This is a genomic window from Oceanobacillus sp. FSL K6-0118 (genome assembly GCF_038006665.1).
GTDB lineage: Bacteria > Bacillota > Bacilli > Bacillales > Amphibacillaceae > Oceanobacillus > Oceanobacillus caeni.
In genome coordinates, this window is sequence record NZ_JBBOVR010000001.1 from 727290 (window position 1) to 752736 (window position 25447).

A 25447-nucleotide genomic window follows, 5' to 3' on the forward strand; every position below is an offset into this window, starting at 1 on the left:
TTGCTTTCCAGGACTTTCTTAATGACCGTAGATTTAGGAATACAACCAAAATTAAGAAATAATTATTGAAAAGTTAAATAAAGAATACGAGTTTAAGAAAAAAATATTCTAGTAGTAATATGATATTAAAAGATAAAAAGAAATTAATAAATGAGTTAACTAAAAATGAAATTGAAATACCAAAGAAATTTATCTTGGAGGAACTGTATGAACGGATAAGAGAAGATATAATTTATATATGTGATGCGATAGAGAATTCACCTGAACAAGAAGAAGGTATTTCTAATTATGTTTAAGAGTATATGTACGGTTATACTTTGTTTTCTTTAAGTGAAGAAAAGCTTACAGACTTTGCTGATAAAACATTTTTATTAGCAAAGAAATTAAGAATGAAATTATTGATATTTTATAAAAAAAATTGAACAAAGCCTTATGATAACGTACTAAAGTAATTCACTTTTTTATAATAATGATCAAACTTTATTTCAAATCAACATCAATAATTAGAAGCGTAATTTTCATGATAATTAATAATGTAACATGTTTTCTTTTTTATCAAAAAAGGGTATACTGGTAATAGAAAATGAATACATTAAAAAAAGACCAAAGGTGCGCTAACACCTTCAGTCTATACAATAGCTAGGTTCCCCCCCAAGGGGATCGACACGTATACGAGAATAAAACCTACCCTCTAACGAGCCGGAAACTCAAGGGTAGGTTTTATTTTTTACTGTTTTTTTCTGACATAATTGCAACTATTAACGCTCCGAAACTAATCATTAGCATTAATCCTTCTGCAACTGTCATTAGCATCACCCCCTTTCGGGAGTGTGCCAACCATCCTTGAGTTAACCTATTCAGCTATTGTCCTATAATTATAACATTTCCAATGCTTCTAAATCGACCTAGAATGAAACTACTTTTTAATAGCTTCGCCATTCTATTTCATGAATAGCGGTAAATTCCCATTGAAGATATACAACCAATAATATCCCAAACGTTGATTTACCACACTTTTTGCACCTCTTTTTAACGATATTACATACTCTCATTTCATAGGCGGCATGATGTGGATGCCCCTCAAACCCTCGTATAGAAGAATTTTATGTAAGAAGTTAATATTTTTTAGTACCCTTTTGATGTCATTCGGGCAGAGGGTCACTTGAAAACGTTCATTTCTTTATCAAGAATGCTTTTTAGTTTTTCTCCACATTCATGACTGCAGATAACAAATAGCCCGTCTTGTCCATTTTTCTTAGCTTCGGAATCGGCTGTGGTAACAATCATCGGGACGCTTCTATCAATTTCTCTTAAGTAAACAGGAATGATTTCCCCTTCTTTATTGGAAAAATCTTCATCCCCTCATTAAATTTTACTTCCAAGGCACTTAATGGATCGTTATCGCCAATTTTCTTATTACACCAGGCACAGTTGAACATGTCGTATCTCTCCTCTCCAAAATAGTTATTTTCACCATGGACACTTTTAATTTTATTTTAAAACTTATGACTATTATTACCAAGTTTTAAAGGCATAAGACCGTTCACTTGGTAGATACGGATAGAAATAATGTTATTAAAAAAGAACACTCCTGTAAACGATGACTGGTTGGTCTTTCTTAAAAAATTGACGCATAAAGTTTGTCAATAAGTATTGTATTTCATGTACATTACTGATAAAATAGTCCTAGGTAATAATGAATATTCAGAAAGGTTGCAAGTCATTGTTCACTTCGTCTATTATATTAGAAGACAAACAAACTTATACGGATCATGACCGTTTATTTAAAGAGCTCATTCAAACATTCTTTAAAGAGTTCATCGACGCATTTTTCCCCGATTTATTCCCGAAAATTGATTTTACCACTGTAAAGTTCCTAGAACAGGAGGTTTATACAGATATTTTAAAAGGTGAAAAAAGAAGAATAGATATACTTGCTGAGGTTAAATTACAAGAGGAAGAACAGCTAATCCTCATTCATATTGAGCCACAGGCAAGTTATCAAAAGGAATTCAATGAACGAATGTTTATCTACAGTTCCCGCCTCTATGAAAAATTCCGCAAAACAATCCTTCCAATTGCCGTTTTCAGTTATGATGACAAGAGAGATGTACCAGACATTTTTACTACGGAAATCTTCCATTTCCAAGTTTTCCAATTTAATTATCTTCAAATTCATTTAATTAAAATGGATTGGCGAAAGTTTATTAAGATGAACAATCCTATAGCTGCGGCTTTATTAAGTAAAATGGGGTATACTAAAGATGAACGCATTCAAGTCAAATTAGAATTCTTAAGAATGATTAGTAGAATGGAATTGAATCCGGCAAGAATGGATCTCTTATATGGTTTTTTCAATACTTACTTACATTTAAACAGTGAGGAGGAAGAGCAAATGAGCGAAGAAATTGCAAAACTTCCTAGAGAAGAAGCTAATCGGGTACTACGACTTCCGAACTCGTATTATGAGAAAGGAAAGAAAGAAGGAATTGAGGAAGGTATAGAAAAAGGTATAGAAAAAGGTATAGAAAAAGGTATAGAAAAAGTAATCTATAAGATGCTTCAAAAAGGATTACCAGAAGAATTAATTGCTGATGTGTCGAATGTACGAGTCGAAGAAATCTCAAAGATGAAAGAAAGATGGGACTTTGATTAGATTAAAGGAAGTTGGCAGACATCATAGCCAATAGATAGAGAAGGAAATTTAAAACGTCATTGCTATGGTGTCAGTCACTTAAACCGCAACCATGTAAGTGTAGTGGAGGAGAGGCATCAAAAATTTCCTTTAGCTCTTACCCACTTATAACCTAGCAAACCTGAAAACCTCATGTCCTCTGTTTTTGAACTACTTCATTCAACCTTGATTTATCACCGAGAACCCCCTTTTTTATCCATTCTGTTTCAAACAAAAACCTTTCCATAAAATAAACTTGAAAGGGGTGATATGTAAAAAATCATTTGTTACGACGCTCTAGGCTATGTATATTGTTTCTAGTTTATTAGATTTAAAATTAAAAAGGAGGACTTTTCATGGGTCATGATATTTTAGGATACAATAAAGCTGGAGAGGCAATTGCTTATGCACGTTTTAGCATGGGAAATTCTAATGCTACAATACTGTACGATTTACTTGATTCCATTGATTACCATGCAGGAGTTAGTGGGACAGGCGCCGTTACTACTTTTTCAAAGCAACAAATCGAAAAAGCTTTGCATGCTTATAAACAACAATACGGTAATGATGTTCCCAGTTCGCCGAAGGGTGATTCCTTGGATCTAAAGCAAATCCAGGATTTTCTATCAAACTGTTTAGAGGAAGCACAAAAGGAAAAGAGTGTAACCGTCTTTTTTGGTTGATGTTTTTCAAGGTTGCTTATTAAACTCCTCCATGTTCACCCTTATAACTGCTACGAATTTAAGTTCCCCAGAATAAATGGAAATAAAATACTACTCCTATCAAAAAAGTGGATGGGATGGCCTTTCTAAAATAACTCCTTTATCCATACAAAAAATATGGAAGTTTCCTCTAGTATGGACAGGGAACACACACATAATTATTACATGAATTTAAAAAACTTTATTATAGAAGGATGTTTCCGTACAACTATTTATCTTGTCGGAAGCATCCTTTTTTAACTTACCAAAAAGTAAAAGCAGCTTCATTCGATTGAAATGAAGCTGCTTTAATAAGGAAATTCTTGTTTAGTTAGTGGGCAGCTACGTGTCCATGATGTTTGTCGCTCAGGCATTTATCCAATAATCTTTGGCTATACCCTAACGATACTTGAATAATTGGACCAAGTGCAAAAGCCATAATAACGGTACCGATTCCGAAAGGTCCACCTAATAAAAATCCAACTATCGCGACGATTACTTCCATGACAGTACGTGCAACCATAATACTACAACCAAATTTCCCCACTATTAATAACATTAAGCTATCCCGAGGGCCTGCACCTAGATTAGCAGAAATATAAATGCCTGCACCAATAGCTAACAACACAATTCCAAGAATAAAATCAACAAACTGCATGGAAAAGGTATGTGGGTTTGGTATGACCCAGTTGAAAAAGTCGATAAATAAACCAACAAAGATCATGTTCATAAAGGTTCCGATTTTCGGGAACTCGTGTAAACCAATGGAAGAAATAGTAATAATGATAACTCCCATAATAATAGACCAAAGTCCAATGGATAGTCCGAAGTTTTTGAACAAACCAATGTGCAACACATCCCATGAACCTACACCAAAACGTTGCCCTTTGACCGCCAATGCAACTCCAATTCCCATAACCATAAGACCTACAAAAAAGAAAAGCCACTGAATGCTAGTTCCCTTTTTCATCAAAATCCCTCTTTCTTTTGGTAAAACAGAAAAGCCATTTTATGTATAAACATAAATGGCCTCTTAATCAACTAATCTATTATAACAGTTTTTTACTAATTTGCTAAGAAAAATAATTAGTTCAAGCAGGGAAGGCTTATAAAATATTTTCTTCCTTGAAAATGCTATAAAAGATATTTTATTAGAGTCAATTTTTGTGATTGTACAATTGAGAAGTCAAGACACTAATGAATTGGAGGACAGATGTTCATGAAACGAGTCTTGAGTTCGTTAACATTTTCCAGACTGATAGTTATAATTGTACTATGTGTAAAATAGTTCTCGGGGATTTGAAACAAAATTCTAGAAAAAAAAGAAAAGGCGCTCTATCATAAATGTATGCTGACCGGCAAATACATTTGAAAGAGGCCTTTTCATGAATACAATTATATCAAAAATTAGCGAATTATTAAAGGGTGCAAATGACTTAATGAGTTTGAAGAACAAGTTTAAATTAGTATATATGATCTCCTTACTACAATTTGAGCTTGAAATATTGGAAATAAACTGGTATCCTTTCCTTTGTATGAAAAGCAGGGGAAATCATGCGAATTTATTTATTTTGAATTTTCTGTAATATCATTCTCTTTCTATAATATAATACTCTTAGAGTAAGTTAATATTGTGGTAGACTTTTAGGGACTTCTAGTGAATATGCATAACTATTATAGTATAGCTAGTAATCTTAATTTAAATTAAAATAGTATTTTTGTAGATTATATTGGAGGATTTAATTTTTATGGCAAAAGGGAAAAAAGGAATATTTGTACGATCTTTAGACAGAATTGAATTAGTTGGAAATAAATTGCCACATCCGGCAACATTGTTTGCAATTTTGGCACTTTTCGTTATTCTACTATCAGCAGCTTTACAACCATTGGGAATTAGTGTTGAACATCCTGGTGAAGAAGGAACAATAGTTGAAATCAAAAATCTATTGAGCGCGGAAGGAATTGAATATATATTTTCAAGTATGACGGATAACTTTATCGGATTTGCTCCTTTGGGCGTTGTACTGTTAACGATGTTGGGGATAGGAGTGGCCGAGCGTACTGGACTCATTAGTGCACTATTGCGAGGCTTTGTGTTGTCTGTACCTAATAGATTCATTACGTTAGGATTAGTTTTTGCTGGTATTATGTCTAGTGTGGCATCTGATGCAGGGTATGTCGTATTACCGCCACTGGGTGCGCTTATTTTTGCGGCACTTGGCAGGCACCCACTCGCAGGACTAGCAGCGGCGTTTGCTGGGGTGTCTGGAGGATTTAGTGCTAACTTATTATTATCTGGTACGGATGCTATGCTAGGAGAAATGACTATTGCGGCTGCTGCAATCATTGATCCTGGATATGCAGAAACAATGAACATAGCGATGAACTGGCTGTTTATTGCCGTTTCGGTATTTGTATTAACATTTCTTGGTGCTTGGGTAACAGAACGGATTGTAGAACCTCGTCTTGGTACGTATAAAGGCGATCAAAAAGAAGAATTGGAAGCCCTTCAACCAATTGAGAAGAAAGGTCTTGTCTGGGCTAGTATAGCGGTAGTTATCGGCATTGTGCTTGCATCATTGCTTGTAATACCATCCAACGCACCGATGCGCGGTACAGAAGGCAATGCAATGGATCAAATTATTCAATCGCCATTTATGAGTTCATTAGTTCCGATTATCGCTATTTTATTCTTTATCCCTGGTCTTACATATGGAATTGTTACGAAATCTATTCGCAGTGATAAAGATGTTGCAAGCCAAATGTCAGACACGATGGCATCTATGGGAACGTTTATTGTTTTGGCATTTACTGCTGGACAGTTTGTAGCATTTTTTAACGAAACGAATATGGGATTAGTATTGGGAGTATATGGTGCTGAACTACTAGGTAGTGTTAATTTAACTGGAATTCCGTTAATATTACTGTTTATCCTAATTACAGCAGTTATTAACTTGTTTATTGGAAGTGCTTCTGCAAAATGGGCTATGATGGCACCGGTCTTTGTACCAATTATGATGCAGCTTGGATATTCTCCAGAATTGACACAAATGGCGTATCGCATTGCAGACTCTTCTACAAATATTATTTCACCATTAATGACTTACTTTGCGATTATTATCGCTTTCGCACAGAAATATGATAAGAAGATGGGTATTGGTACCTTAATTTCTACGATGATTCCATATTCTATGATTTTCCTAATAGGCTGGACAATTTTGCTAATTATTTGGATGCTATTAGGTATCCCACTTGGACCAGGTGGACCATTGTATTATCATCCATAAATTTTAAAAAGCATTGCTTCATATGAGGCAATGCTTTTTGTATAAGGAGAGCATAAGATATTGGCTAAGTGGTCTTTCAAAAGAACTTAATGCCTAGAGATCCTTTTTAAAATTTAAAGGTTATACTCCTTAAGCATTTCGTTAATCGCAAATGCAAACCCATTATCATTATTTGTTTTGGTTGTATATGTACATAGTTCCTTGATTTCCTCAGCTGCATTTCCCATTGCTACACCACGTCCAGCTTGGAGAAGCATACTTTTATCATTCAGATTATCTCCCAAAGCCATAACGTCCTTCATTTGTATACCCAACTTATTTGCTAGATCCTTCAGAGCTGTACCTTTTTGCGCTTTTGGATGATTGAATTCAAGATTCAATGGGCCTGAAGAAGTAATAACCGTTCCTGGTTCATCTTTTAGTTTCTCATAAGCTTCATTTAATTCTCCTTGTTGATTAGCAAAGCTTAGAATTTTGTACACCTTTATATCCTGGCTGGAAAGTAACTCCTCAAAATGATTAATAAATTGAACATTTTCATCTTGAAAACGTTGTTCAATGAGTTGTTGAATATCCTCTTTTTTGGAATCAGCATGAGCTGTTTGTAGAACATGGGTGATGACTTCCATGAAATTCTCACGACTAAGCGAATAGATACCATAATTTGTAAATACTTCAATATACATATCAGCCTTTTGGCAAACGGATATGATTTTCTGACAAACAGGAAATTCCATGGTTACTTCATGTATTAACTGCCCATTAACATCAAAAGTATTAGCTCCATTTAAACAAATAAATGGGCATGATAGTCCTGTAGATTGAAATGGTTTGTTAGCCGCATCATAGGATCTTCCCGTTGCTACAACAAACTGAATCCCCTTTCCCTCAATCTTTTTAATTGCTTGTAAATTATCTTCACTAATTTCCCCTTTTTCGTTTAAAAGTGTTCCATCTAAATCTGACGCAATTAGTTTCATTGTTGTGACCTCATTTATTTAGTATTGTACATTCACTATAACTTAAATTATAAGGTGTTTGCCAACTGAGCGAACTGGAAAGTGAAAAGTTATTGGTCTAAGGAATTTGATATTGAATGGCTAAAAGAGGAAATGAAAAATTAATTGTAAATATTTCATAAGTTAAATCAATTTATGGAAAACTTTTTACTTTTAGCTAGCCCCAAGCTTTAATGATATTTTGGGATTGAAACTACTAAAATACCTCGTATTTAATAGATTCCCCGCTTCATCAACTAATGCGGGGAATCTTGTTTGGATTCATGATCGTTCCTTCTGTACATAGTTATCGGCATTCACTTATGAGATATCAGCAGCTCGCATACGGTATATCAGTAATCATCTCAAGATATCAGCACCCGCTTACGAGATATCAGTAATCATCTCAAGATATCAGCACCCGCTTACGAGGTATCAGTAATCATCTCAAGATATCAGCACCCGCTTACGAGATATCAGTAATCATCTCAAGATATCAGCAGCCCGCTTACGAGATATCAGTAATCATCTCAAGATATCAGCACACACTTACGGGATATCAGTAATCATCTCAAGATATCAGCACACACTTACGAGATATCAGCAATCATCTCAAGATATCAGCACTCACTTAAGGAATATCAGCATTCATACAGACAACTTATCACCAACCATTAAATCCACTTCCACTATTAAACAAGGTCACCTAAGTTTAGTCCCTCTCATCACTTTTATCTGATTCAATAACCGTAAATGGACGCATCATCTCATAATCTTCGTGCTCTAAAATGTGACAATGCCATACATAATCCCCTGTATATGGAGCGAATCTTATAATAACACGGGTTATTTCTGCTGAATGTGCTGCTACGGTATCTTTCCAACCTCGTTCATTTGGCTCTGGTGGTTTTGCTTCCCCTGTATAAACAATTTGCCCATTCGACTGATAAAGATTGAGATCGAAAGGACGGCGGTCTAAAATTTGAAATTGAATTAAATGGATATGAATGGGATGGGTGAAATTAGTAATGTTCATAAGAGACCAAATTTCTGTCGTTCCTAATAGTGGCAATTCTGTCACAGGGTCTATCCACCTTTTATTGTTAAGGAGAAGTAATGGTCTTCCCCATTCATCTGTTGTTCCGTTTAATTTTAATGTTCTAATTGCCGTAATTTTATTGCCTTTTAAGGAGGGGATAGATGCTAGATGCTTTGGAATACGATGTCGATCATCTTCTGAAAGAGGCAAACGTACCCTAAATTGCATGATGTCATCTGTTTCGTCTTCCGGATCAGCATTTGGACCTAAATCATTCTTTAAAGTGATTGTTTCTCCCCTATATTTTGAAAAGTCAATAATAACATCAATACGTTCTGCAGGCTCTATGGATATCTTTTCAATTTCTATCGTTTTTGAGAGTAATCCTCCATCTGTACCGATTTGATAAAAAGGCTGTTCAGAGTCGAGGTACAATTGATAGGCACGGGTATTTGAAGCATTTAAGATACGTAGCCGATATTTTCTTGGCTCAACCTCCAAATATGGCCATACTTTTCCATTTACAACAATTTTATCACCAAGAAAGAATGGTGTAATCGAGGGGGATGGTAAATTTTCTGGTGGGTTATTGGGTTGAATAGGGTAAAAGAGTGAACCATCATTCTGAAAAGAACGATCTTGAATGATGAGTGGGATTTCGTATTTTCCTGCGGGTAATGAGAAGGATTGCTCTTTCCTGTCTCGAATAATATACATACCCGCTAGTCCTGCATAAACATTTAGTCTTGTAATACCCATCGCATGGTCGTGATACCATAATGCAGCTGCCCGTTGGTGATTTGGGTATTCATAGACTTTCCTTTTAAAAAAAGGCCCCACCTCTTCAAATCCATTTGTGAACCACGCTTCCGGGTAACCATCACTATCAGAAGTGGTTTCACTACCATGCAAATGAGTTACGGTTCGGACTTCCGGTAAATTGCCTCCAAGTTCATGAAAGATAGATTGATCAATGGGAAGTAGATGTTTTTGTGGGAGATTGTTGATCCATTTGACTTGAATAGGATCATTTCGCTGAACCTCGAATGTAGGTCCTGGAAACTGGCCATTATACCCCCACAAACGAGTCGGTGGTAAGTCTCGATGTAGTTTTTGACTGAACTCTTCCATGGTTACTTCATAATAAGCACCGCTTTTATCCTTGTTAACAGGCTGTAATGTTTCAGGGATAGGAAGTGAATCAACAAATTTGGTAAGCTTAGGACTCATTTTACTATCTCCTTTCTAGTCTCCTATATCAGATTATGATAAGTGCCCCGAAATGGAATAGGCATATATAATCGGTTAACAAAGATACAGGGAATTAGATTCGACTTAAGGAAACTGGGAAAGAGGTATAAATCAAAACGCTAACTCAAATCGCATTTCGAGGTTGCCTGTCCACAGGAAAATATAAAATTTTTCTCTAACAATTTATTTAAAAAAACAACAAGATTCATCGTATCAGCCGACACGATGAATCTTGTTGTTTATACGTTATGAGTCCAATTGTTTTAGGATACTTTATTTTTCACCGCTTAATTCTACTAGAATTTTAGCTTGTGATTTATCATTTGTTAATGCTTCAAATCCCTTTTCAACAATGTCATCTAATTGAATTTGATCTGTAATAATTCCTTGTGGTTTCAATTGTCCAGTTCCCATTAAATCTACTGTTTGTTGGAAACTTGTTGGTGTGTAAGCGATAGATGATGTTACTTTCACACCTGTATTGGTTAAATGCATTGGATTCCAATCAATAGAACGGGCAAAAATGGATACGATGACCATGGTACCACGTGCTTTGGTTGCATCAATAGCTTGTTTGAAAGTTGGTGCGACCCCAGCAGCCTCAAAGCTAACATCAACGCCATCAGGCACTATTGCTTTAATGGCTTGTACAGGATCTGTTTCTCCAGAATTGATAATGTGAGTTGCCCCTAATTCTTTTGCTTTTTGCAAACGAGTTTCTGATAAGTCTAAAGCAATAATCTTACTTGCACCAGCTGCTTTTGCGGCAATAATGGTTAGCAACCCGATTGGACCAGCACCAAAAACGGCTACCGTGTCACCAAACCGCATGTCTCCTTCTTTAATCGCTTGCACTGCAACAGCTGTCGGTTCAACAAGTGCTCCATCTTGCAATGTTAGGGTTTTAGGTAGGGTATAGACAGCACTTTCTGGAACATTTACATAGGAAGCAAATCCCCCATCACCATGCAATCCAATAAAGCTAAATCCATCATACGGGTCTAAATCTTCCGGTTTGTTGCCAAAGGTTAAGGTAGGATTGATCACTACACGGTCCCCTTTTTTATAATTGGTAACATCTGATCCTACAGCTTCCACAACACCAGCAAATTCATGTCCCATTGTTAATGGCGCTTTTTCACCAGTCAAAGGATCATTTTCTTCAGTTGGGATGAATACAGGTCCTTCTTCATATTCATGTAAATCGCTACCGCAAATACCTGCCCATGCAACTCTAACCTGAATTTCATCTGATTGGAGTGCTTTCGGTTCCACATTTTCTACACGAATATCTTTTTTTCCATACCAAACTGCTGCTTTCATTTTAAAACCCCCTAAATAATCTAAGTGCATGTTAAAAAGGATTACTATCTTTCTACAACTCTATTATACCAATTTACTCACTATTTCACAAGTGAAAAACCATTTTTTGGAAAGTGTGAGAATAAAATATTCCCAATTATGGGGATCTGGTTAATCGCACGCTGTAAAGATTTGTATAAGTGCCACTAACCATCGACTTCTATAAACGGGGACTTTCCTCAGCCCCGGAACTATTTTTTGATTCGTAAAGTAATGGAACCGGAATGACTAATAAAAAAGCGGTCCGTGTCATGAAAAAAATTTCAAAATGGATGAATGAAAAAAATTACAGCAAGGATGATTATCAAGATTATTTTGAAGAAGTAATAGATTTATCAAAAGTTGGAAAGCATGCTCAGCTAATCCATCAACAAATTTTTCAGATTTACAATACGAAGATATCATCAATAGTTCCTTTTTAGTAAATGAGATAGAGAGAGGGAAGTTATGGCTAGAAGATGATTTTGATGGTACTGAGGTGATAGGTCCAGTCCTAGTTACAAAGGGAATTTCTGATTTATGTCAGGAAGGTTGAAGAATAAATATGGAAATCGGTAAAACGTCTAAAGGCTGGTATATTTTAAGGTGTGGAAATGTGTATCGTTATTAAAAGGTGGTATAGCGTCATCCTAATACCACCTCATCAAAATTATATATATGTGGTAACTTTGTTCTTAAACAATTGAAAGTCCGTGATAGATTTCTTTGCAAGCTGCATCATGATCATATCATCCATCGGGGGATTATGTAGACCGGCTCGAACATCGCGATAATAACGTTGTAGAGGGCTTTTCTTAGATAAACCTCGTGCACCAACTACCCTCATGGCTAAATCAACTATTTTTATTGCCTTATCCACAACAGATACTTTGGCTGCGTTAATATCTATTGCCATCTTTTGGCGAACTGCTTGACCACTTTCGTCCCATTTTCTTGATATACTGTATAGAAAATTCTCTGCTTCTAACAGATAAAGCTCTATTTCGCCTAATTTTTGCTTCACGTTCGGTAATTCTGAAATAGTTCCTTTAATACTGTTCGGAGAGTAGGTAGTGGCGAATTTCACCGCTTCTTCCTGTGCTGCTTTAGCAATCCCCAAATAACATGCCGGTATATGTAATATCCACGATGCAGGTTGATTATTGGAGTCTTCACGGTATTCTACTAAGTCATCATCATTCACTTGAACATTTTCTAAAATAAGATCATGACTACCAGTTCCACGCATGGCGATGGAATCCCATGTTTCGTCGATGGTTACTCCTGTAATGTCACGTTTGATGAGAAAATGGCCAATTTTATCTGAACCTTCAATGGAAGCAGCAACTACAAAATAATGTAGTGCAGGTGCTAAGGTTGTAAATGTCTTTCTGCCATTAATCTTCCATCCAGAAGCATTTTTTACGGCAATTGTTTCTGGTTTGCCTCCACGTTGAGGACTTCCAGTTGCAGGTTCCGTAATCGCATGGTTAATTAGTGCGCCATTAGTAATAACATCCTCCGCAAAATCTGTATATTTTTCTTTCTCCCAGCTATTATTTTCCCCATTATGTTTCGTAAGTCCCATATGCCAGCCAATAGCCAGTGCTGTTGAACCATCAGCTTTAGCGATTGTTTCTTGGTATTTTAACATTTCCGTTAAAGTGATTCCGGGTCCCTCGTATTCTTTTGGAATCGTAAGTGTGTGATAAGCAATTTTCTTTAAATCCTCTATATTTTCGAATGGAAAACTTGCTTCATTGTCATGTTTGCTTGCACGTTCTTTAAAAGGCTCCACTGTTTGTTGCAGAAGATTCTTTCTCTTTTCAAATGAATAAAGTTCTGTAAGTTTCAATTATATTCCCTCCGATATATTGTATCCTGAAATCTTGCACGCGGGCGCTGATACTGCGTGAAGTATCCTGATATTTTGCTCACGAGTGCTGACATCTCCATGGTGTTTACTGATATCTTACACACGAGTACTGATATCTCCGTGGTGTTTACCGATATCCTAAACACGAGTACTGATATCCCGTGTTTAAGATTCATAATGAAATGGTTTACTGCTGAATAGGAAAAGCCCTCGTCTCAAGAAGATGAGAGGAGGGCAGAAATGGACATCATTCCGGGCGACCTATATTTACTCATCTCTAGAATACTAAGTATTCTTCTGAAATTAGCACCATACAAAAATTTGCTGGTTGCTGAGACTTCATAGGGTCAGTCCCTCCGCCTCTCTTGATAAGAATCCTGATATGTTTACTTGGTATAATTGTAAGTATATATAGTAGATAAGTCAATGTTTTTTTTAAAAGTGCACCTAATCCAATACTTATTTGTGGTTAGTTTGGGATATTTATAAGTTGCGACTAACTGTGGGGCCTGAAGGAAAACCCCACTGATGGAGGTCTTCTATATAGGTGTTATTGGTGCTTGTTTATTTGTTTCAATCGTTTCGATAAATGTTTTGATTGTTGAAGTTAAGAAGGTATCAGCCCTTCTTATAAAGACTGTTTTAATCTTACTATATTGATCTGGGAGGGTATGACATCGGATGAGCCCATTTTTTTCATAATGGGTGGTTGCTGACCTTGGAACAAATGTAACGCCAAGTCCTACGACAACGCTACGAAGGATGGTTTCTAATGTACCGAATTCCATTACCTTTTTTGGAGTAATGTTTTGGTCTCTATACCAGGCTTCTAAGCGTGCTCGGTATCCACAGCCTTCACTAAAGCATAAGAACGGTTCTGCTTTTAAATCTTCTAACGTAGATGTACGATTATCTGAAATTAAAACAAGCTCCTCTTGAAATACTTCATGTGATATAAGATCGGGGTGAAATTCGGATTCTGTCACGAAAGCTCCGTCCAATTTATGATTTAACACTTTTTCTTCTAATGTTTCTGTAACTCCGGTAACTACCGATAAATCAACATTTTTATATTTCTTTATATAGTTTGATAAAATTTGTGGTAAATGAATGACGGTTTCGACGGTACCGATTTCTAATTTTCCAGACGGCTCCTTTTTACTTTGAACGGCTTTCTTCATTTCATTCGTTAACAATAAAATTTGGTTACAATAATTCAATAACTTTTTTCCTTCTGGTGTTAGACTCATCCCACGCCGATGTCGGTTAAATAAAGGGGTATTCAATTCCGTTTCAAGTTTATGAATCCTCGACGTAATATTCGATTGCACATAGCTGAACTCTTTGGCTGCCGCTGTAATCGTTCCTTTTTCGGCTACTTTCTGAAAAATCTCTAAGTCCTTAAACTCCACTATTTTGCCCCTTTCCTATTTTCGTATTTTAATTGTATGATATCACGATTAATGATGGAAATCATTATTATTATTCATTTTACAAGATAACAAAAATCATAGAATATGAGAGTAGATCATTTAGTTGAAGGGAGCAAAGGGGAATTGAAAAATAGTGTGTTGTTAGGGGCTTTTTTGTGTTTTATTTCTGCAGTTTCATGGGGTGCAATGTTTCCTGTAGCACATGGAGCTTTCCAATATATGGATCCTTTCTATTTTACAATCATTCGTTATGTATCTGTTACGATTATTTTGGTACCAATACTATGGTGGAAAGAAGGAAAAAAGGCTTTTCGATTGGAAGGAAAAGGTCTTCCATTATGGTTTTTTGGCACAATGGCGTTTACGGTTTATAATCTTTTTATCTTTTGGGGGGAGGATTTATTAGGTGAATCAGGTATAATGGTAGCATCCATTATGGAATCATTGATGCCGATGATATCCATTGTGATTGTTTGGATGCTCTCTAGAAAGAGTCCCCATCGATTCACTTTATTATGTGTGCTACTGTCATTTATTGGTGCAGTATTAGTAATTACGAAAGGGGATATTCGATCCTTTCTTGGTGTAACAAGTGATTTTGTCCCATCCATAATTATTTTCATTGCAGTAATTGGTTGGGTCGTTTACACGATGGGTGGAAAGGAATTTAGCGGTTGGTCTGCTTTACGATACTCCACGTTAAGCTGTTTACTTGGAACGGTCACAGCGACTCTTATTGTCGTAATGGCGACGTTATCTGGGTATATATCCTTTCCATCGGGGGAAGCTGTGATATCAGCAAGCCCACATTTATTGTTTATGATTATATACCCTGGTGTCATTGCGCTAGTTGGCTGGAACATTGGTGTGAGTATACTATCACCATTAAATTCGTTGTTGTTCATTAACTTTGTTCCCGTTACAACACTCATCATTTCGGCATTTCAAGGTAATCAAATAACGATGTTCGATATTCTTGGTACGGTCTTTATCATCGTTTCCCTCGTGTCCAATAATATATTTATAAGGATGTTACAAAAGAAAAAATCAAATCGGCACGTTCAAACTAATTTGCGGGAAAGTTTATCTAACTAATGAACAAATTCCTTTTTCAAAAAAGCGTTTTGGAACAAAGTATGTACTTTGCTCTGAAGCGTTTTTTGTTATTTCCACCCCAAGTCTTCTGAGAAACACAGTTTTCTCATTTGAAACTTTTCTTCCAATCTCCCGTATAAATAGGTACTATTAAATCAGTGAAAGGTGGAAACAATCATGAGCATCTTAAAACGAATACGTACGATTTTAGCAAGTCATATAAATGTAAAAATGGAAAATCTCAAAGATCCGGAAAAGGAAATAAATGCATATATAAGAGAAATGGAACGTGATGAAAGAGAAATCAAAGGACAGACTGATGCTGCAGTTGTTTTGATGAATCGGGCAAAAAGGAATCTTCACGAATGTCAAACGGAAATGAACAAAATGGAACGTTTTGCAGCTAAATCATTAAAAGCCGGGGATGAAGACAAAGCACGTCAATTTTTAGAAGAAAAGCTGAGCTTAAAGCCAAAATACCATGAATATGAAAAGCAATATGAACTAGCTTCCATTAAAGTAGAACAAATGAAGCTGGCGCAGGATAAACTTTCCGAGGATGTAGCGGAACTTTCCAATCAACGTGATGCGATTGTTGGGAAGCTAGCAATGGCAAAGAGTAAAAAACAAAGGAATGAGACTGGTCTATCTCCATCAAACGTTCGTTTAACTACGTTTGATCAACTGGAGGAAAAGGCGAATAGGGCTTTAGCCGAGGCGGAAGCACTAGAAGAGTTAAGAAATGGACTAGATGCTGACATGGATAGGCTTGTGTCACAATATGATAAAGGTATGGATATAGATAAAGAAATGGAAGAGTTAAAAAAGAAAGTAAAGTAATTTAAAGGGGGGGAGAGTCGTGTTAATTCATTATAAATGTCCCGATTGTGGCGATGATATGGCTTTTGATAGTGAGTCTGGAAAACTAACTTGTGGGAGTTGTGGACGAACGGATTTGATAGAGGATTTTTCCGAAGAATTTATTACAACAAGATTTTCTGATGAGGAAGCGAAAGAGTATGTCTGTAATAACTGCGGAGCGGCCGTCATTACCGATGCCGATACTTCCGCAACAACATGTAGTTTTTGTGGGGCTGGGGTTGTTTTAGCAGATCGTGTTTCTGGAAATCTTGCACCGGATAAAGTGATCCCATTCCAAATTAGTAAGGAAGAAGCGAGGAATGCATTTAAGAAATGGTGTAAGAATGGTAGACTGACTCCTAAAGGCTTTATGAGCGCTGACCGAATTAAAGGAATAACAGGAATTTATGTCCCATTTTGGCTTTATGATTTACATAGTATTGCCGATGTGAAAGCAAAGGCAACGAAGGTAAGAACCTATACACGAGGTGACTATATTTATACCGAAACAAAGTACTATGATGTTAGGCGCAAGATTGATTTAACTTTTAATAAGGTACCAGTTGATGCGTCAGAGAAAATGAATGACGACTTAATGGATAAGTTAGAACCGTATGATTATGGAAGTTTAAAGGACTTTAAAACACCCTATTTAGCAGGATATTTAGCTGAAAAGTATAATTATGATAATAAAGATTTATTTCCAAGGGTGAAGTCAAAGGTAAGTGAATATATTGATAAACATATCGGTTCTACGATAAGTGGCTACTCTTCCGTACAGTATAGGGAAAAGCATGTGGACACTCGAGAGAGAAAGGCATCTTATGTCCTTCTTCCTGTATGGATGGTTTATTATGATTATGATAAACAGGAACACACTTTTGCCATGAATGGTGTGAATGGAAAGGTTGTTGGAAAACCTCCATTAAGTATGGGGAAGGTAGCAGCATGGTTTGGTAGTATTGCAGGTGCTACTTTTATGATGGCCAAGATCATCACCTTTATTATTGGGGGTGAGATTTGGTGAATAAGCGGATCTTATTACTAACTAGTATTCTTTCTCTTTTTCTTATTTTTAGTTTTATTTCCCCTGTATTCGCCGATGAATCCAAACAGAGAGTCTATGACTATGCTGATCTACTAACGGATGATGAAATAGATAGGTTAGAGAATTTAGCCAATCAACATGGGAAAAAACATGAAATAGATTTTATCATTGTAACAACTAAAGATGCGGATAATAAGGATATTTTTTCATTTGTAGAAGATTTTTATGACGAAATGGCTTTTGGTTTTGACAAGCCAAATGGTAATGCAGCAATTTTGGCTTTAGATATGAGTAAAAGAGATGTTTATATAGCCGGGTTTTATAAAGGTGAAAAATATTTAGATAATAAACGAGTGGACTTAATTAGAGAAAAAATGACGCCTGACTTGTCTAGTGGAAATTACGAAGAAGCATTTACCACATTCATTGAGACGGGTTCTCGCTATATGCAATACATTCCTGGTGTTAATCCAGAGAGTTTCCTACTCCAAACCTGGTTTCACATGATAGTCGCATTAGGATTAGCAGCGTTAATTGTAGGAACGATGGCGTATAATTCTGGTGGAAAAGTAACTGTCAATGAGCGGACATATACAGGAGATTTTAAAGTACTACAACGTAAAGATATTTATTTAACCCAAAACGTCACCAAACGCAGAAAGCCTAAGAATAATAATAGTAATAGAGGCAGTGGCGGAGGTGGTGTCACTAGAGGTGGGCACTCGCATAGTGGTAGTAGAGGGAAGTTCTAGTGAGGGAAGTTCAAAAAGTCCGGTGAAAATGACACTTCGCATTTCTTCGTTGGCAAGACTCACCGCTACTCACGTATTAATTGCATACGTTCCGTTCCTCAAAGCTACGCCGCCTCGAACTGCGAAGCACAGGACGTGCTAGTGTCGGCGTTGCAACAAATCTTTACGGTGGGACGAGTAATCGGAGTCCCAGGACGTTGCGACTTTAGCCGACCTCGGTCCTTTTCATCCTCCTTTTTGAACGTGCACTAGTAAAAAATAATAGAATGAGAGGAAGTTTGCCATGTCTTTTTTTAGAAATCAATTTGCTGATGTTATCGAATGGGATGAGTTCCGCGACGATATGATTTTTTGGAAGTGGAGTAATAAAGAAATTAAAAAAGGAAGTAGACTAATAATCCGACCAGGTCAAGATGCTATTTTTCTATATAACGGAAAGGTTGAGGGCGTCTTTAAGGATGAAGGAGATTATCATATTGAATCGGAAATTATTCCTTTTCTCTCCACGTTAAAGGGATTTAAATTTGGTTTTAATAGTGGACTAAGGGTAGAGGTGATTTTTGTTAACACAAAGATTTTTAATGTGAAATGGGGTACGAGAAATTCGATTAATATCCCAACACCTTCCCTTCCAGGCGGGCTACCAATTAGAGCAAATGGAACGTTTGAATTTAAAGTAGATGACTATATGGCACTAGTTGATAATATCGCTGGTGTGAAAGAACGGTATCTTGTCGATGATGTGAAGATTCGTATCACATCGATATTAGATCAATTGCTGATGAAATGGATTACCCAAGAAGGGAAGAATATCTTTAATCTACAAATGAATAGTATCGAAATTTCTAGAGGAATTAAAGAAGATTTGGATATGGAAATTCATGATATGGGAATGACAATCACCAACTTTAGTGTAAGGAGCTTTAATTACCCAAAACAAGTTCAGGATATGATCGACAAAAATGCTTCCCACGGAATGGTGGGAGATGTCTCGAAATATCAGCAAATTTCCGTTACAGATGCACATGCTTCTGGAAAACTTCAAGGATCCGGTACTGCAAGTGATATGGCTGGTATGATGATGGGGATGAACATGGCTAACGAAATGATGAAAAATATGAATCAAACCCCTTCTCAAAATCAGCAGCCAAATCAAGAACAAACACCACAATCACCTTCTAGTGGAACGGGGAAAGCTCCGAACTTCTGTCCAAACTGTGGAGAGAAGACAAATGGAGCTAACTTCTGTTCGAATTGTGGACAGAAGCTGGTATAAATTCTCTAAGAAGGGTCATTTTTTTAAAAAAAAATTGTTGTCATGAAATTCATGGTGTGTTATTCTAAAAATGAATAGGCCTATTATCAAAATTAAATATTATGAAAATTTTTTAGGAGGAGTCTGTCACCAAGGGGTAATTATGCCCTTTGGTAGATAGGCTCCTTTTGTGTTTTTCCGATGAAGGAGGAATGGTATTCTACAAGGGTTATTTTAACAATAGTAGAATGATACGTGGGAATATAATGCACTAATAATTAAGAAATTTTTAATTATTATTCGCAGGTAGGAAAGCGCCTTCCTACCTGCCAAAAAGAGAGGGGAGAAATATTTATGATTATTGGATTAACGATCATTTTGGTGTTAGTTCTATTACTTCCTTTTACGAAGTTGGTAGAACGTAACCTGGAAGTATTCTTGTTTATTATGGGGGTATTATCTGTACTAGTCAGCCAAGTAATGGATTGGGCTCTGATTAAAGAGGCATTGGTCCATCCAATAAATATCACGCTAGCGGTACTAGTCGCGGGGCTCCTATTCCGTTGGTTTAAAACCCCAATCGAAAAGGGAATTGTAGGTATTAGTAATGCTATGCCATATCGTTTATTTATTGCACTCCTTGTCATTGTTCTTGGATTACTTTCAAGTCTGATTACAGCAATTGTTGCCGCGGTTATTCTCGTATCGGTCATTAGTATTCTAAAACTAGATCGCAAATCTGAAATTCGGCTTGTTATATTAGCATGTTATGCGATTGGAATGGGGGCTGCATTAACTCCAATTGGTGAACCATTGTCAACAATTGTCGTGGCGAGTTTAAATGAAGGCTTTCTCTATTTATTGAATTTACTTGGTATTTATGTAATTCCAGGTGTTATTGTTTTCGGAATACTTGCCGCGCTCATAATCAAGCCAGCTAAAAATAATACTGAAATACAAACGGATACTGAAGATGATGCTCTAAGTGAAAAAGAGTCCTATGCGGAAATTATTATTCGTAGTTTAAAAATTTACATTTTCGTAATGGCCTTGACGTTTTTAGGCGCGGGATTCCAGCCTTTCATTGAAAGGTTCCTGCTTGATCTGAATCCGCTTGTACTTTATTGGATTAACATGATTTCTGCAGTACTTGACAATGCTACTCTAGCTGCGGCTGAAGTAAGTCCAGCAATGAGTGATCCAACAATTAAGGCATTATTACTTGGACTTCTTGTTAGTGGTGGGATGCTCATTCCAGGAAACATACCAAATATCATCGCTGCAGGAAAACTAAAAATTACTAGTTTACAATATGCGCGATTTGCGTTTCCTGTTGGTTTGATTGCTATGGTAGCTTATTTCGTCTTAATCCTTCTAACATTTTAATTAACATTCCGAATCACTACTAGAGGTAATTTCACTAATCCCTGGAATGTCAATTGGTTTCAGGGATTATCTGTAGCAAAATATTCTCGAAAGTAATGAAAAATAGGAGATGAATTTAGATGAAGAAGTTATTTTCTATTGCTTGTATGGTATTCGTTCTTGCATTAGTTGGCTGTAATGATAGTGCAGAAGAAGAAATGGATTCACAGGAAACAAAGGAATTGGTTCATGAGTATAGTACGGGAGATTTTGAAGATGTATCGGCCTCGATTACATCACATGAATTAATTGTAACGGACAATCAAGAAAAAGAAACTTCCTACCCACTTCCTAAGGATGAATTCTTTGTTTCGATTGCACCATTTGTTGAGACAACACATCCATGTGAAATCCACAGTTTAACGGGATGTCAGGGAGAGTTAGTGAACAAGGAATTTGATGTATATATTGAAGATGAAGAGGGTAAAGTCGTAGTGGATAAAACGATGACATCCCTAGATAATGGGTTTATTGATATTTGGTTACCAAGAGATGAAACATTTCAAGTAAAAATAGAACACGAAGGAAAAACATCTGAATCGGAAATTTCTACTTTCGAGGGCGATAATACTTGTATTACAACAATGCAATTAATTTAAATAGAACTTTGTAAGAGAGTCCTAATGTGTGATTAATCCTCTCACAAAGTTTTGAAGCAAAAAAATGAAATTCTCTCTAATCTAAACGGGAGGTTACCACAAACTGTTTGCTCTCAGGTTGCAGACAATCCAGGGAAAGTCAGGAACCTAGAGAGCGGTTTTTGGTATATATTTTAATTAAAATCCATCTAATGATTGCCCCAATCCCTAAACCAATTGGTAGGAATAAAAACCCCGACCACATCGGCCCAATCAGGTGACCGAAAATGGTAATCCGAGTAGAAAAGATGACGCCTACTGTAACAAAATAAGCTGAAAACACTAATGGAAGATAAGCAAAAGGCTTCCCTTCTTCACCACTAGCATCTTTATATGCATCCCATATTCCAAAAAAATACAAACAAGGATAAAATAAGAGCCATTGATAGTTTGTTGCTTGAATTGCTTCTTCAATTCGGAAATTAAAACTAAGAATGATAATCCGATTAAAGTTTCCCATTACATTGATTAAAAACTCTAAAAGAACTAACAAAAATCCTTTTAAAAATTGCTTACGTAATAGTTGGTAAAACCCCGGAAGTGCAATGCTCCACAGAACAGCCTCTAATTTTTTACTTTTCTTTTGTAAATTAACATCCATAATCAAACCTTATTTCGCTATGTTTTCATAGTTAGGTGCTATTGGCGGCTGCTCCATCCATCCGTTTTCAACTAACAGTTTTGCACTATCTTTTGCAAAGTTGGCTATTTCCGTGGCTAATTGAATATAACGAGGACGTAGAGTTTTTATTTTTTTACCATGTTGTAACATATACGTTAAACCACAAGTTTCATTGCATATGGAAGCTATTTCTGGTTCAGTAAGTTCCATGTTTCCATTCATTTATTTTCCGCCTTTCGTTTTAATAAGTTCCGCTCTATCCACCATTCTTGGTGGCTCTTCCAACCATTCATGTTTAATCAGCAAATTTGCCCCGTCTTCCAAGTATAAACCGATTTCTCCACTTAAACGGACATAATGACTAGCGATATCCCTTCTCGTACTGGTAGAAATACTTAACCCATAAAACCCTATACCTAATGCAATCATTCCAGTAGTATGAAGCAGCATCAATTTATCCGACAATACTCCGGTTTCAGCTAAATCGGTTACAAGGGCATCTGATCCCATCGGTACAGGTATATCATTGCTCTCGAGTACCTCTGAAAATATTTCTACATGTTTTTTGGCAATTTCAACGCCTCTAAGGAAATAATCCCTTACTTCTTTCCTCTCAGCAACTTGACTGAAACCCAATAAAGTGGCAGCACCTAAGGAGTTCCTTTGTATGTTTCCGAATAAATGAGAAATCTCTATAGAAAGCAATGGCCTTTTTTCACCCAACCAACCGGTTAAGAAATTTTGTTTTTTTACAAAGTCAATTTCTTTCGGTGCAGGAATGGTTGGGGGCTCTAATAATACACCTTTAGCTTTGGTTACGACTAATGCTTTATGATGAAGCTGATTATAATCATGAAAAACTTTAGAGAAATAGTTGTAAAGGTCTTCCCTTGTTGTCATGGAAAGGGCAATTGTTGCAGCGTGCATACCTAGCCTTCTAAGTTGTAAACAATATTGCAGCATATAATTGTCTGTATATAATCTTCCTTTGGTTATATCAACATCTTCCTTCGTTATTCCGATTGGGAGTGGTCGTTTTTCTTCATGAAAAAATGTCTTAACGGAATCAAAGTGCTTCTTAGTTAGTTGCAATCCATCCGAAATAACCTCCTTTATTTCAGGATCTTCCGCTTTTTGATTAAAATAACTTAGAACTGCCAAAGATAAACTATCGTTTTGATATTTTCCCCATATCCCTCCAAGTTCTGATGCTGTTAAAGGTTTCTTTTGTTCCATAATGATTGTTTCCTCCACTTGATTCAAATTAGTAACCATAGTTTGCCTTTATCTGAAAAGGATATACTTTTTCTGTAAAATCCGCTCGACACTAAAATACGGAGCTTCCAAAGTGAGAATCCTTTAAAAGAGGCGGAAGTTTGTCTCACGAAAGTACCTTGTGATGAGAGGTTCAGATCTAGATAAAGCTGGTCTTTTCAGAAAAAAAATAATTCATTGTATAAGTTAAAAGAATAAAAAAATCAAAGGTAATTATCGATGGATTGGTTGCTTTCCTATTGATTTCTAAACTATGATAGAGTGGATGTGAAATTCTACCAAATGGGGTGTACATATGAATATTGAAACGTTTTTATCACTTGATGCAACAGAAATGGCAACCCTTATTCAAAAAAAGGAAGTATCAGCCAAGGAATTAATGGAAATGGCCTTTGAGCGGTTGGAAGAAGTGCAACCAATATTAAATGTTGCGACACATACTAGAAAAGAAAAGGCATTAAAAGAAGCGGAGAGCCTATCTATTGAAAATGCACCATTTAATGGCGTGCCAATTTTAATGAAAAATATTAGTCAGTCGATAGAAGGGGAGCCTTTGACAGCCGGATCGGAGCTTTTGCAAGGAATTATATCTACAAATGAGTCCTATTTTGTGAAGAAATTTCGTGATGCAGGTTTTCGTTTTATGGGACATACGAATACTCCAGAATTTGCTTTGAAAAACATAACAGAGCCGAGAGTTTATGGGCCAACACGAAATCCGTGGAATAAGGAGTTTTCACCAGGTGGATCAAGTGGCGGTGCGGCTGCTGCCATTGCTTCTGGAATCGTTCCACTTGCGGGCGCGAGCGATGGCGGTGGTTCGATTCGAATTCCCGCATCGTTTACCAGTCTTTTTGGATTAAAACCAACTAGAGGTCGTACTCCTGTTGGGCCAGGGGTTGGAAGACAATGGCAAGGGGCATCCATTGATTTTGTTTTAAGTAGAAGCGTAAGAGATAGTGCTGCAATGCTTGACATATTGCAAGTAGTTCAGCCAGAAGCAGCTTACCAAACACCATTATTTTCGGGAAGTTATAGGGAAACAATGGTTCAAGACTTTAACAAGCCATTGCGTATCGCGTTTTCAACGAAGTCACCAGTTGGAACACCAGTCTCAGAGGACGCGAAATTAGCAGTCGAGAAATTAGTGAAGAGCTTAGAATCAGAGGGGCATCATGTAGAAGAAGTCGATGGACCTGTTGATGGTGTGCAGCTAATGAAGGACTATTACTTGATGAATAGTGGGGAAATGAATGCAACAATCATTGAGTTGGAACATGCACTTGGTAGGGAATTGACTGCAGAAGACATGGAAATGGAATCTTGGGTGTTACATGATGCTGGTAAATCGGTATCAGCGGCAATGTACACGGAAAGCTTATCGTCTTGGGATAAAGCAGCAGGACAAATGGCGAACTTCCATCGAGTATATGATCTCTATATTACTCCAGCAACAGCTTTTACCGCTCCAAGAATCGGAGAGCTTACACCAAGTAAAGAAAAACACGAGAGATTTGTAGAAGAAATAGCATTAGCGAAAAATGTAGAAGAACAACAACAAATCGTCTATGATATGTTTTTACCAAGCCTAACATATACACCATTTACACAATTAGCAAACCTTACTGGACAACCTGCCATGTCTGTACCAATTTATTTATCAGAGGATGGGCTGCCTCTTGGAGTACAGGTTATGGCACAAAAAGGAGAAGAACATCGTCTATTACAATTAGCCTATCAATTGGAACAGTCTGATTTATGGGTAGGAATGAAGGGAAATCCGTATTTTGGCAGATAGTAAGTTCTAATATTTGGTTTCGTCATAATAATTGGCGAAACTTTTTTGTTATATTTAGGTTGTACAATAAATGACGTT

At 36.6% G+C, this 25447-nt stretch carries 23 protein-coding genes and 1 riboswitch; of the genes, 13 read left to right on the plus strand and 10 right to left on the minus strand.

Annotated features, from left to right (window positions below; all coding sequences use genetic code 11):
• Nucleotides 1-720 precede the first annotated feature (720 nt).
• Nucleotides 721-813, minus strand: a complete 93-nt coding sequence (locus MHI02_RS03865) for a putative holin-like toxin (protein ID WP_222115735.1) — start codon at nt 811-813, stop codon at nt 721-723.
• Nucleotides 814-1696: 883 nt separating this feature from the next.
• Here MHI02_RS03865 and MHI02_RS03870 point away from each other — a divergent pair.
• Together MHI02_RS03870 and MHI02_RS03875 are read left to right on the plus strand one after the other, a co-directional pair.
• Entirely contained in the window at nt 1697-2656 is a 960-nt protein-coding gene (locus MHI02_RS03870; protein ID WP_341165663.1) for a PD-(D/E)XK nuclease family transposase, read from the plus strand.
• 374 nt (nt 2657-3030) lie between these two features.
• Nucleotides 3031-3357, plus strand: coding sequence for a hypothetical protein (locus tag MHI02_RS03875; protein WP_047185546.1), 327 nt, complete (start codon nt 3031-3033; stop codon nt 3355-3357).
• A 349-nt stretch (nt 3358-3706) separates the two neighbouring features.
• On the opposite strand, the gene MHI02_RS03880 is transcribed toward MHI02_RS03875, so the two are convergent.
• On the minus strand, nt 3707-4345 hold the full coding sequence (locus tag MHI02_RS03880; protein ID WP_047185545.1) for a YczE/YyaS/YitT family protein: 639 nt from the start codon (nt 4343-4345) through the stop codon (nt 3707-3709).
• A gap of 415 nt (nt 4346-4760) precedes the next feature.
• On the opposite strand from MHI02_RS03880, the gene MHI02_RS03885 reads away from it, so the two are divergent.
• Complete coding sequence (locus MHI02_RS03885; protein ID WP_047185544.1) at nt 4761-4961, plus strand: hypothetical protein; 201 nt, start codon at nt 4761-4763, stop codon at nt 4959-4961.
• A 162-nt stretch (nt 4962-5123) separates the two neighbouring features.
• A complete protein-coding gene (locus MHI02_RS03890) occupies nt 5124-6662 on the plus strand; it encodes an AbgT family transporter (protein ID WP_047185543.1) in 1539 nt (512 codons plus the stop codon).
• A gap of 113 nt (nt 6663-6775) precedes the next feature.
• Here the strand turns inward: MHI02_RS03890 and MHI02_RS03895 are convergent, their stop codons facing one another.
• From MHI02_RS03895 to MHI02_RS03905, 3 genes are all read right to left on the minus strand, one after another.
• Nucleotides 6776-7642 carry a Cof-type HAD-IIB family hydrolase gene (locus tag MHI02_RS03895; RefSeq protein WP_047185542.1) on the minus strand — a complete coding sequence of 289 codons (867 nt, stop codon included), beginning with the start codon at nt 7640-7642 and terminating at the stop codon, nt 6776-6778.
• A 730-nt stretch (nt 7643-8372) separates the two neighbouring features.
• The gene (locus MHI02_RS03900; RefSeq protein ID WP_216884327.1) at nt 8373-9929 is read right to left on the minus strand and encodes a multicopper oxidase family protein; all 1557 of its coding nucleotides are present in this window, start codon (nt 9927-9929) and stop codon (nt 8373-8375) included.
• Between the two features lie 294 nt (nt 9930-10223).
• A complete protein-coding gene (locus tag MHI02_RS03905) occupies nt 10224-11273 on the minus strand; it encodes a 2,3-butanediol dehydrogenase (RefSeq protein ID WP_341165664.1) in 1050 nt (349 codons plus the stop codon).
• A gap of 290 nt (nt 11274-11563) precedes the next feature.
• Here MHI02_RS03905 and MHI02_RS03910 point away from each other — a divergent pair, with 290 nt between their 5' ends.
• Entirely contained in the window at nt 11564-11734 is a 171-nt protein-coding gene (locus MHI02_RS03910; RefSeq protein ID WP_204797954.1) for a hypothetical protein, read from the plus strand.
• A gap of 227 nt (nt 11735-11961) precedes the next feature.
• On the opposite strand, the gene MHI02_RS03915 is transcribed toward MHI02_RS03910, so the two are convergent.
• Both MHI02_RS03915 and MHI02_RS03920 read right to left on the minus strand, forming a co-directional pair.
• Complete coding sequence (locus MHI02_RS03915; protein ID WP_257455663.1) at nt 11962-13146, minus strand: acyl-CoA dehydrogenase family protein; 1185 nt, start codon at nt 13144-13146, stop codon at nt 11962-11964.
• Between the two features lie 289 nt (nt 13147-13435).
• A riboswitch (SAM riboswitch) is annotated at nt 13436-13542 on the minus strand.
• 164 nt (nt 13543-13706) lie between these two features.
• A complete protein-coding gene (locus MHI02_RS03920; RefSeq protein WP_341165665.1) occupies nt 13707-14579 on the minus strand; it encodes a LysR family transcriptional regulator in 873 nt (290 codons plus the stop codon).
• 144 nt (nt 14580-14723) lie between these two features.
• Between MHI02_RS03920 and MHI02_RS03925 the strand changes: the two genes are divergently transcribed.
• The 7 genes from MHI02_RS03925 to MHI02_RS03955 all read left to right on the plus strand — a co-directional run bounded on the left by MHI02_RS03925 (nt 14724) and on the right by MHI02_RS03955 (nt 21635).
• The gene (locus MHI02_RS03925; protein ID WP_341165666.1) at nt 14724-15695 is read left to right on the plus strand and encodes a DMT family transporter; all 972 of its coding nucleotides are present in this window, start codon (nt 14724-14726) and stop codon (nt 15693-15695) included.
• A 177-nt stretch (nt 15696-15872) separates the two neighbouring features.
• Nucleotides 15873-16535 carry a PspA/IM30 family protein gene (locus MHI02_RS03930; protein ID WP_145523816.1) on the plus strand — a complete coding sequence of 221 codons (663 nt, stop codon included), beginning with the start codon at nt 15873-15875 and terminating at the stop codon, nt 16533-16535.
• A gap of 19 nt (nt 16536-16554) precedes the next feature.
• Complete coding sequence (locus tag MHI02_RS03935; RefSeq protein WP_216884307.1) at nt 16555-17583, plus strand: TFIIB-type zinc ribbon-containing protein; 1029 nt, start codon at nt 16555-16557, stop codon at nt 17581-17583.
• Nucleotides 17580-18356 carry a TPM domain-containing protein gene (locus MHI02_RS03940; protein ID WP_341165667.1) on the plus strand — a complete coding sequence of 259 codons (777 nt, stop codon included), beginning with the start codon at nt 17580-17582 and terminating at the stop codon, nt 18354-18356. Before MHI02_RS03935 ends, MHI02_RS03940 begins: the two co-directional genes overlap by 4 nt.
• A 283-nt stretch (nt 18357-18639) precedes the next feature.
• On the plus strand, nt 18640-19632 hold the full coding sequence (locus tag MHI02_RS03945; protein WP_047185533.1) for an SPFH domain-containing protein: 993 nt from the start codon (nt 18640-18642) through the stop codon (nt 19630-19632).
• A gap of 333 nt (nt 19633-19965) precedes the next feature.
• Nucleotides 19966-20997 (plus strand): DUF1646 family protein, encoded by a 1032-nt coding sequence (locus tag MHI02_RS03950; RefSeq protein WP_047185532.1) that lies wholly within the window; start codon nt 19966-19968, stop codon nt 20995-20997.
• A 119-nt stretch (nt 20998-21116) separates the two neighbouring features.
• Nucleotides 21117-21635, plus strand: coding sequence for a CueP family metal-binding protein (locus tag MHI02_RS03955; RefSeq protein ID WP_047185531.1), 519 nt, complete (start codon nt 21117-21119; stop codon nt 21633-21635).
• Between the two features lie 139 nt (nt 21636-21774).
• Here MHI02_RS03955 and MHI02_RS03960 read toward each other — a convergent pair whose 3' ends face one another.
• Genes MHI02_RS03960 through MHI02_RS03970 form a run of 3 tightly spaced genes read right to left on the minus strand, consistent with a single transcriptional unit; the run spans nt 21775 to nt 23532 of the window.
• Nucleotides 21775-22275, minus strand: coding sequence for a hypothetical protein (locus MHI02_RS03960; RefSeq protein ID WP_047185530.1), 501 nt, complete (start codon nt 22273-22275; stop codon nt 21775-21777).
• Between the two features lie 9 nt (nt 22276-22284).
• Entirely contained in the window at nt 22285-22518 is a 234-nt protein-coding gene (locus MHI02_RS03965) for a hypothetical protein (protein WP_204797950.1), read from the minus strand.
• Entirely contained in the window at nt 22519-23532 is a 1014-nt protein-coding gene (locus MHI02_RS03970; RefSeq protein ID WP_341165668.1) for a DUF3231 family protein, read from the minus strand.
• A gap of 334 nt (nt 23533-23866) precedes the next feature.
• On the opposite strand from MHI02_RS03970, the gene MHI02_RS03975 reads away from it, so the two are divergent.
• Nucleotides 23867-25369 (plus strand): amidase, encoded by a 1503-nt coding sequence (locus MHI02_RS03975; protein WP_341165669.1) that lies wholly within the window; start codon nt 23867-23869, stop codon nt 25367-25369.
• The last annotated feature ends 78 nt before the right edge of the window (nt 25370-25447 follow it).

Coding starts and splice junctions, on each gene's coding strand:
- MHI02_RS03865 (WP_222115735.1), bottom strand. CDS start 813: ATGCTAATGACAGTTGCAGAAGGATTAATGCTAATGATTAGTTTCGGA.
- MHI02_RS03870 (WP_341165663.1), top strand. CDS start 1,697: ATGAATATTCAGAAAGGTTGCAAGTCATTGTTCACTTCGTCTATTATA.
- MHI02_RS03875 (WP_047185546.1), top strand. CDS start 3,031: ATGGGTCATGATATTTTAGGATACAATAAAGCTGGAGAGGCAATTGCT.
- MHI02_RS03880 (WP_047185545.1), bottom strand. CDS start 4,345: ATGAAAAAGGGAACTAGCATTCAGTGGCTTTTCTTTTTTGTAGGTCTT.
- MHI02_RS03885 (WP_047185544.1), top strand. CDS start 4,761: ATGAATACAATTATATCAAAAATTAGCGAATTATTAAAGGGTGCAAAT.
- MHI02_RS03890 (WP_047185543.1), top strand. CDS start 5,124: ATGGCAAAAGGGAAAAAAGGAATATTTGTACGATCTTTAGACAGAATT.
- MHI02_RS03895 (WP_047185542.1), bottom strand. CDS start 7,642: ATGAAACTAATTGCGTCAGATTTAGATGGAACACTTTTAAACGAAAAA.
- MHI02_RS03900 (WP_216884327.1), bottom strand. CDS start 9,929: ATGAGTCCTAAGCTTACCAAATTTGTTGATTCACTTCCTATCCCTGAA.
- MHI02_RS03905 (WP_341165664.1), bottom strand. CDS start 11,273: ATGAAAGCAGCAGTTTGGTATGGAAAAAAAGATATTCGTGTAGAAAAT.
- MHI02_RS03910 (WP_204797954.1), top strand. CDS start 11,564: ATGAAAAAAATTTCAAAATGGATGAATGAAAAAAATTACAGCAAGGAT.
- MHI02_RS03930 (WP_145523816.1), top strand. CDS start 15,873: ATGAGCATCTTAAAACGAATACGTACGATTTTAGCAAGTCATATAAAT.
- MHI02_RS03945 (WP_047185533.1), top strand. CDS start 18,640: ATGTCTTTTTTTAGAAATCAATTTGCTGATGTTATCGAATGGGATGAG.
- MHI02_RS03950 (WP_047185532.1), top strand. CDS start 19,966: ATGATTATTGGATTAACGATCATTTTGGTGTTAGTTCTATTACTTCCT.
- MHI02_RS03955 (WP_047185531.1), top strand. CDS start 21,117: ATGAAGAAGTTATTTTCTATTGCTTGTATGGTATTCGTTCTTGCATTA.
- MHI02_RS03960 (WP_047185530.1), bottom strand. CDS start 22,275: ATGGATGTTAATTTACAAAAGAAAAGTAAAAAATTAGAGGCTGTTCTG.
- MHI02_RS03965 (WP_204797950.1), bottom strand. CDS start 22,518: ATGAATGGAAACATGGAACTTACTGAACCAGAAATAGCTTCCATATGC.
- MHI02_RS03970 (WP_341165668.1), bottom strand. CDS start 23,532: ATGGAACAAAAGAAACCTTTAACAGCATCAGAACTTGGAGGGATATGG.
- MHI02_RS03975 (WP_341165669.1), top strand. CDS start 23,867: ATGAATATTGAAACGTTTTTATCACTTGATGCAACAGAAATGGCAACC.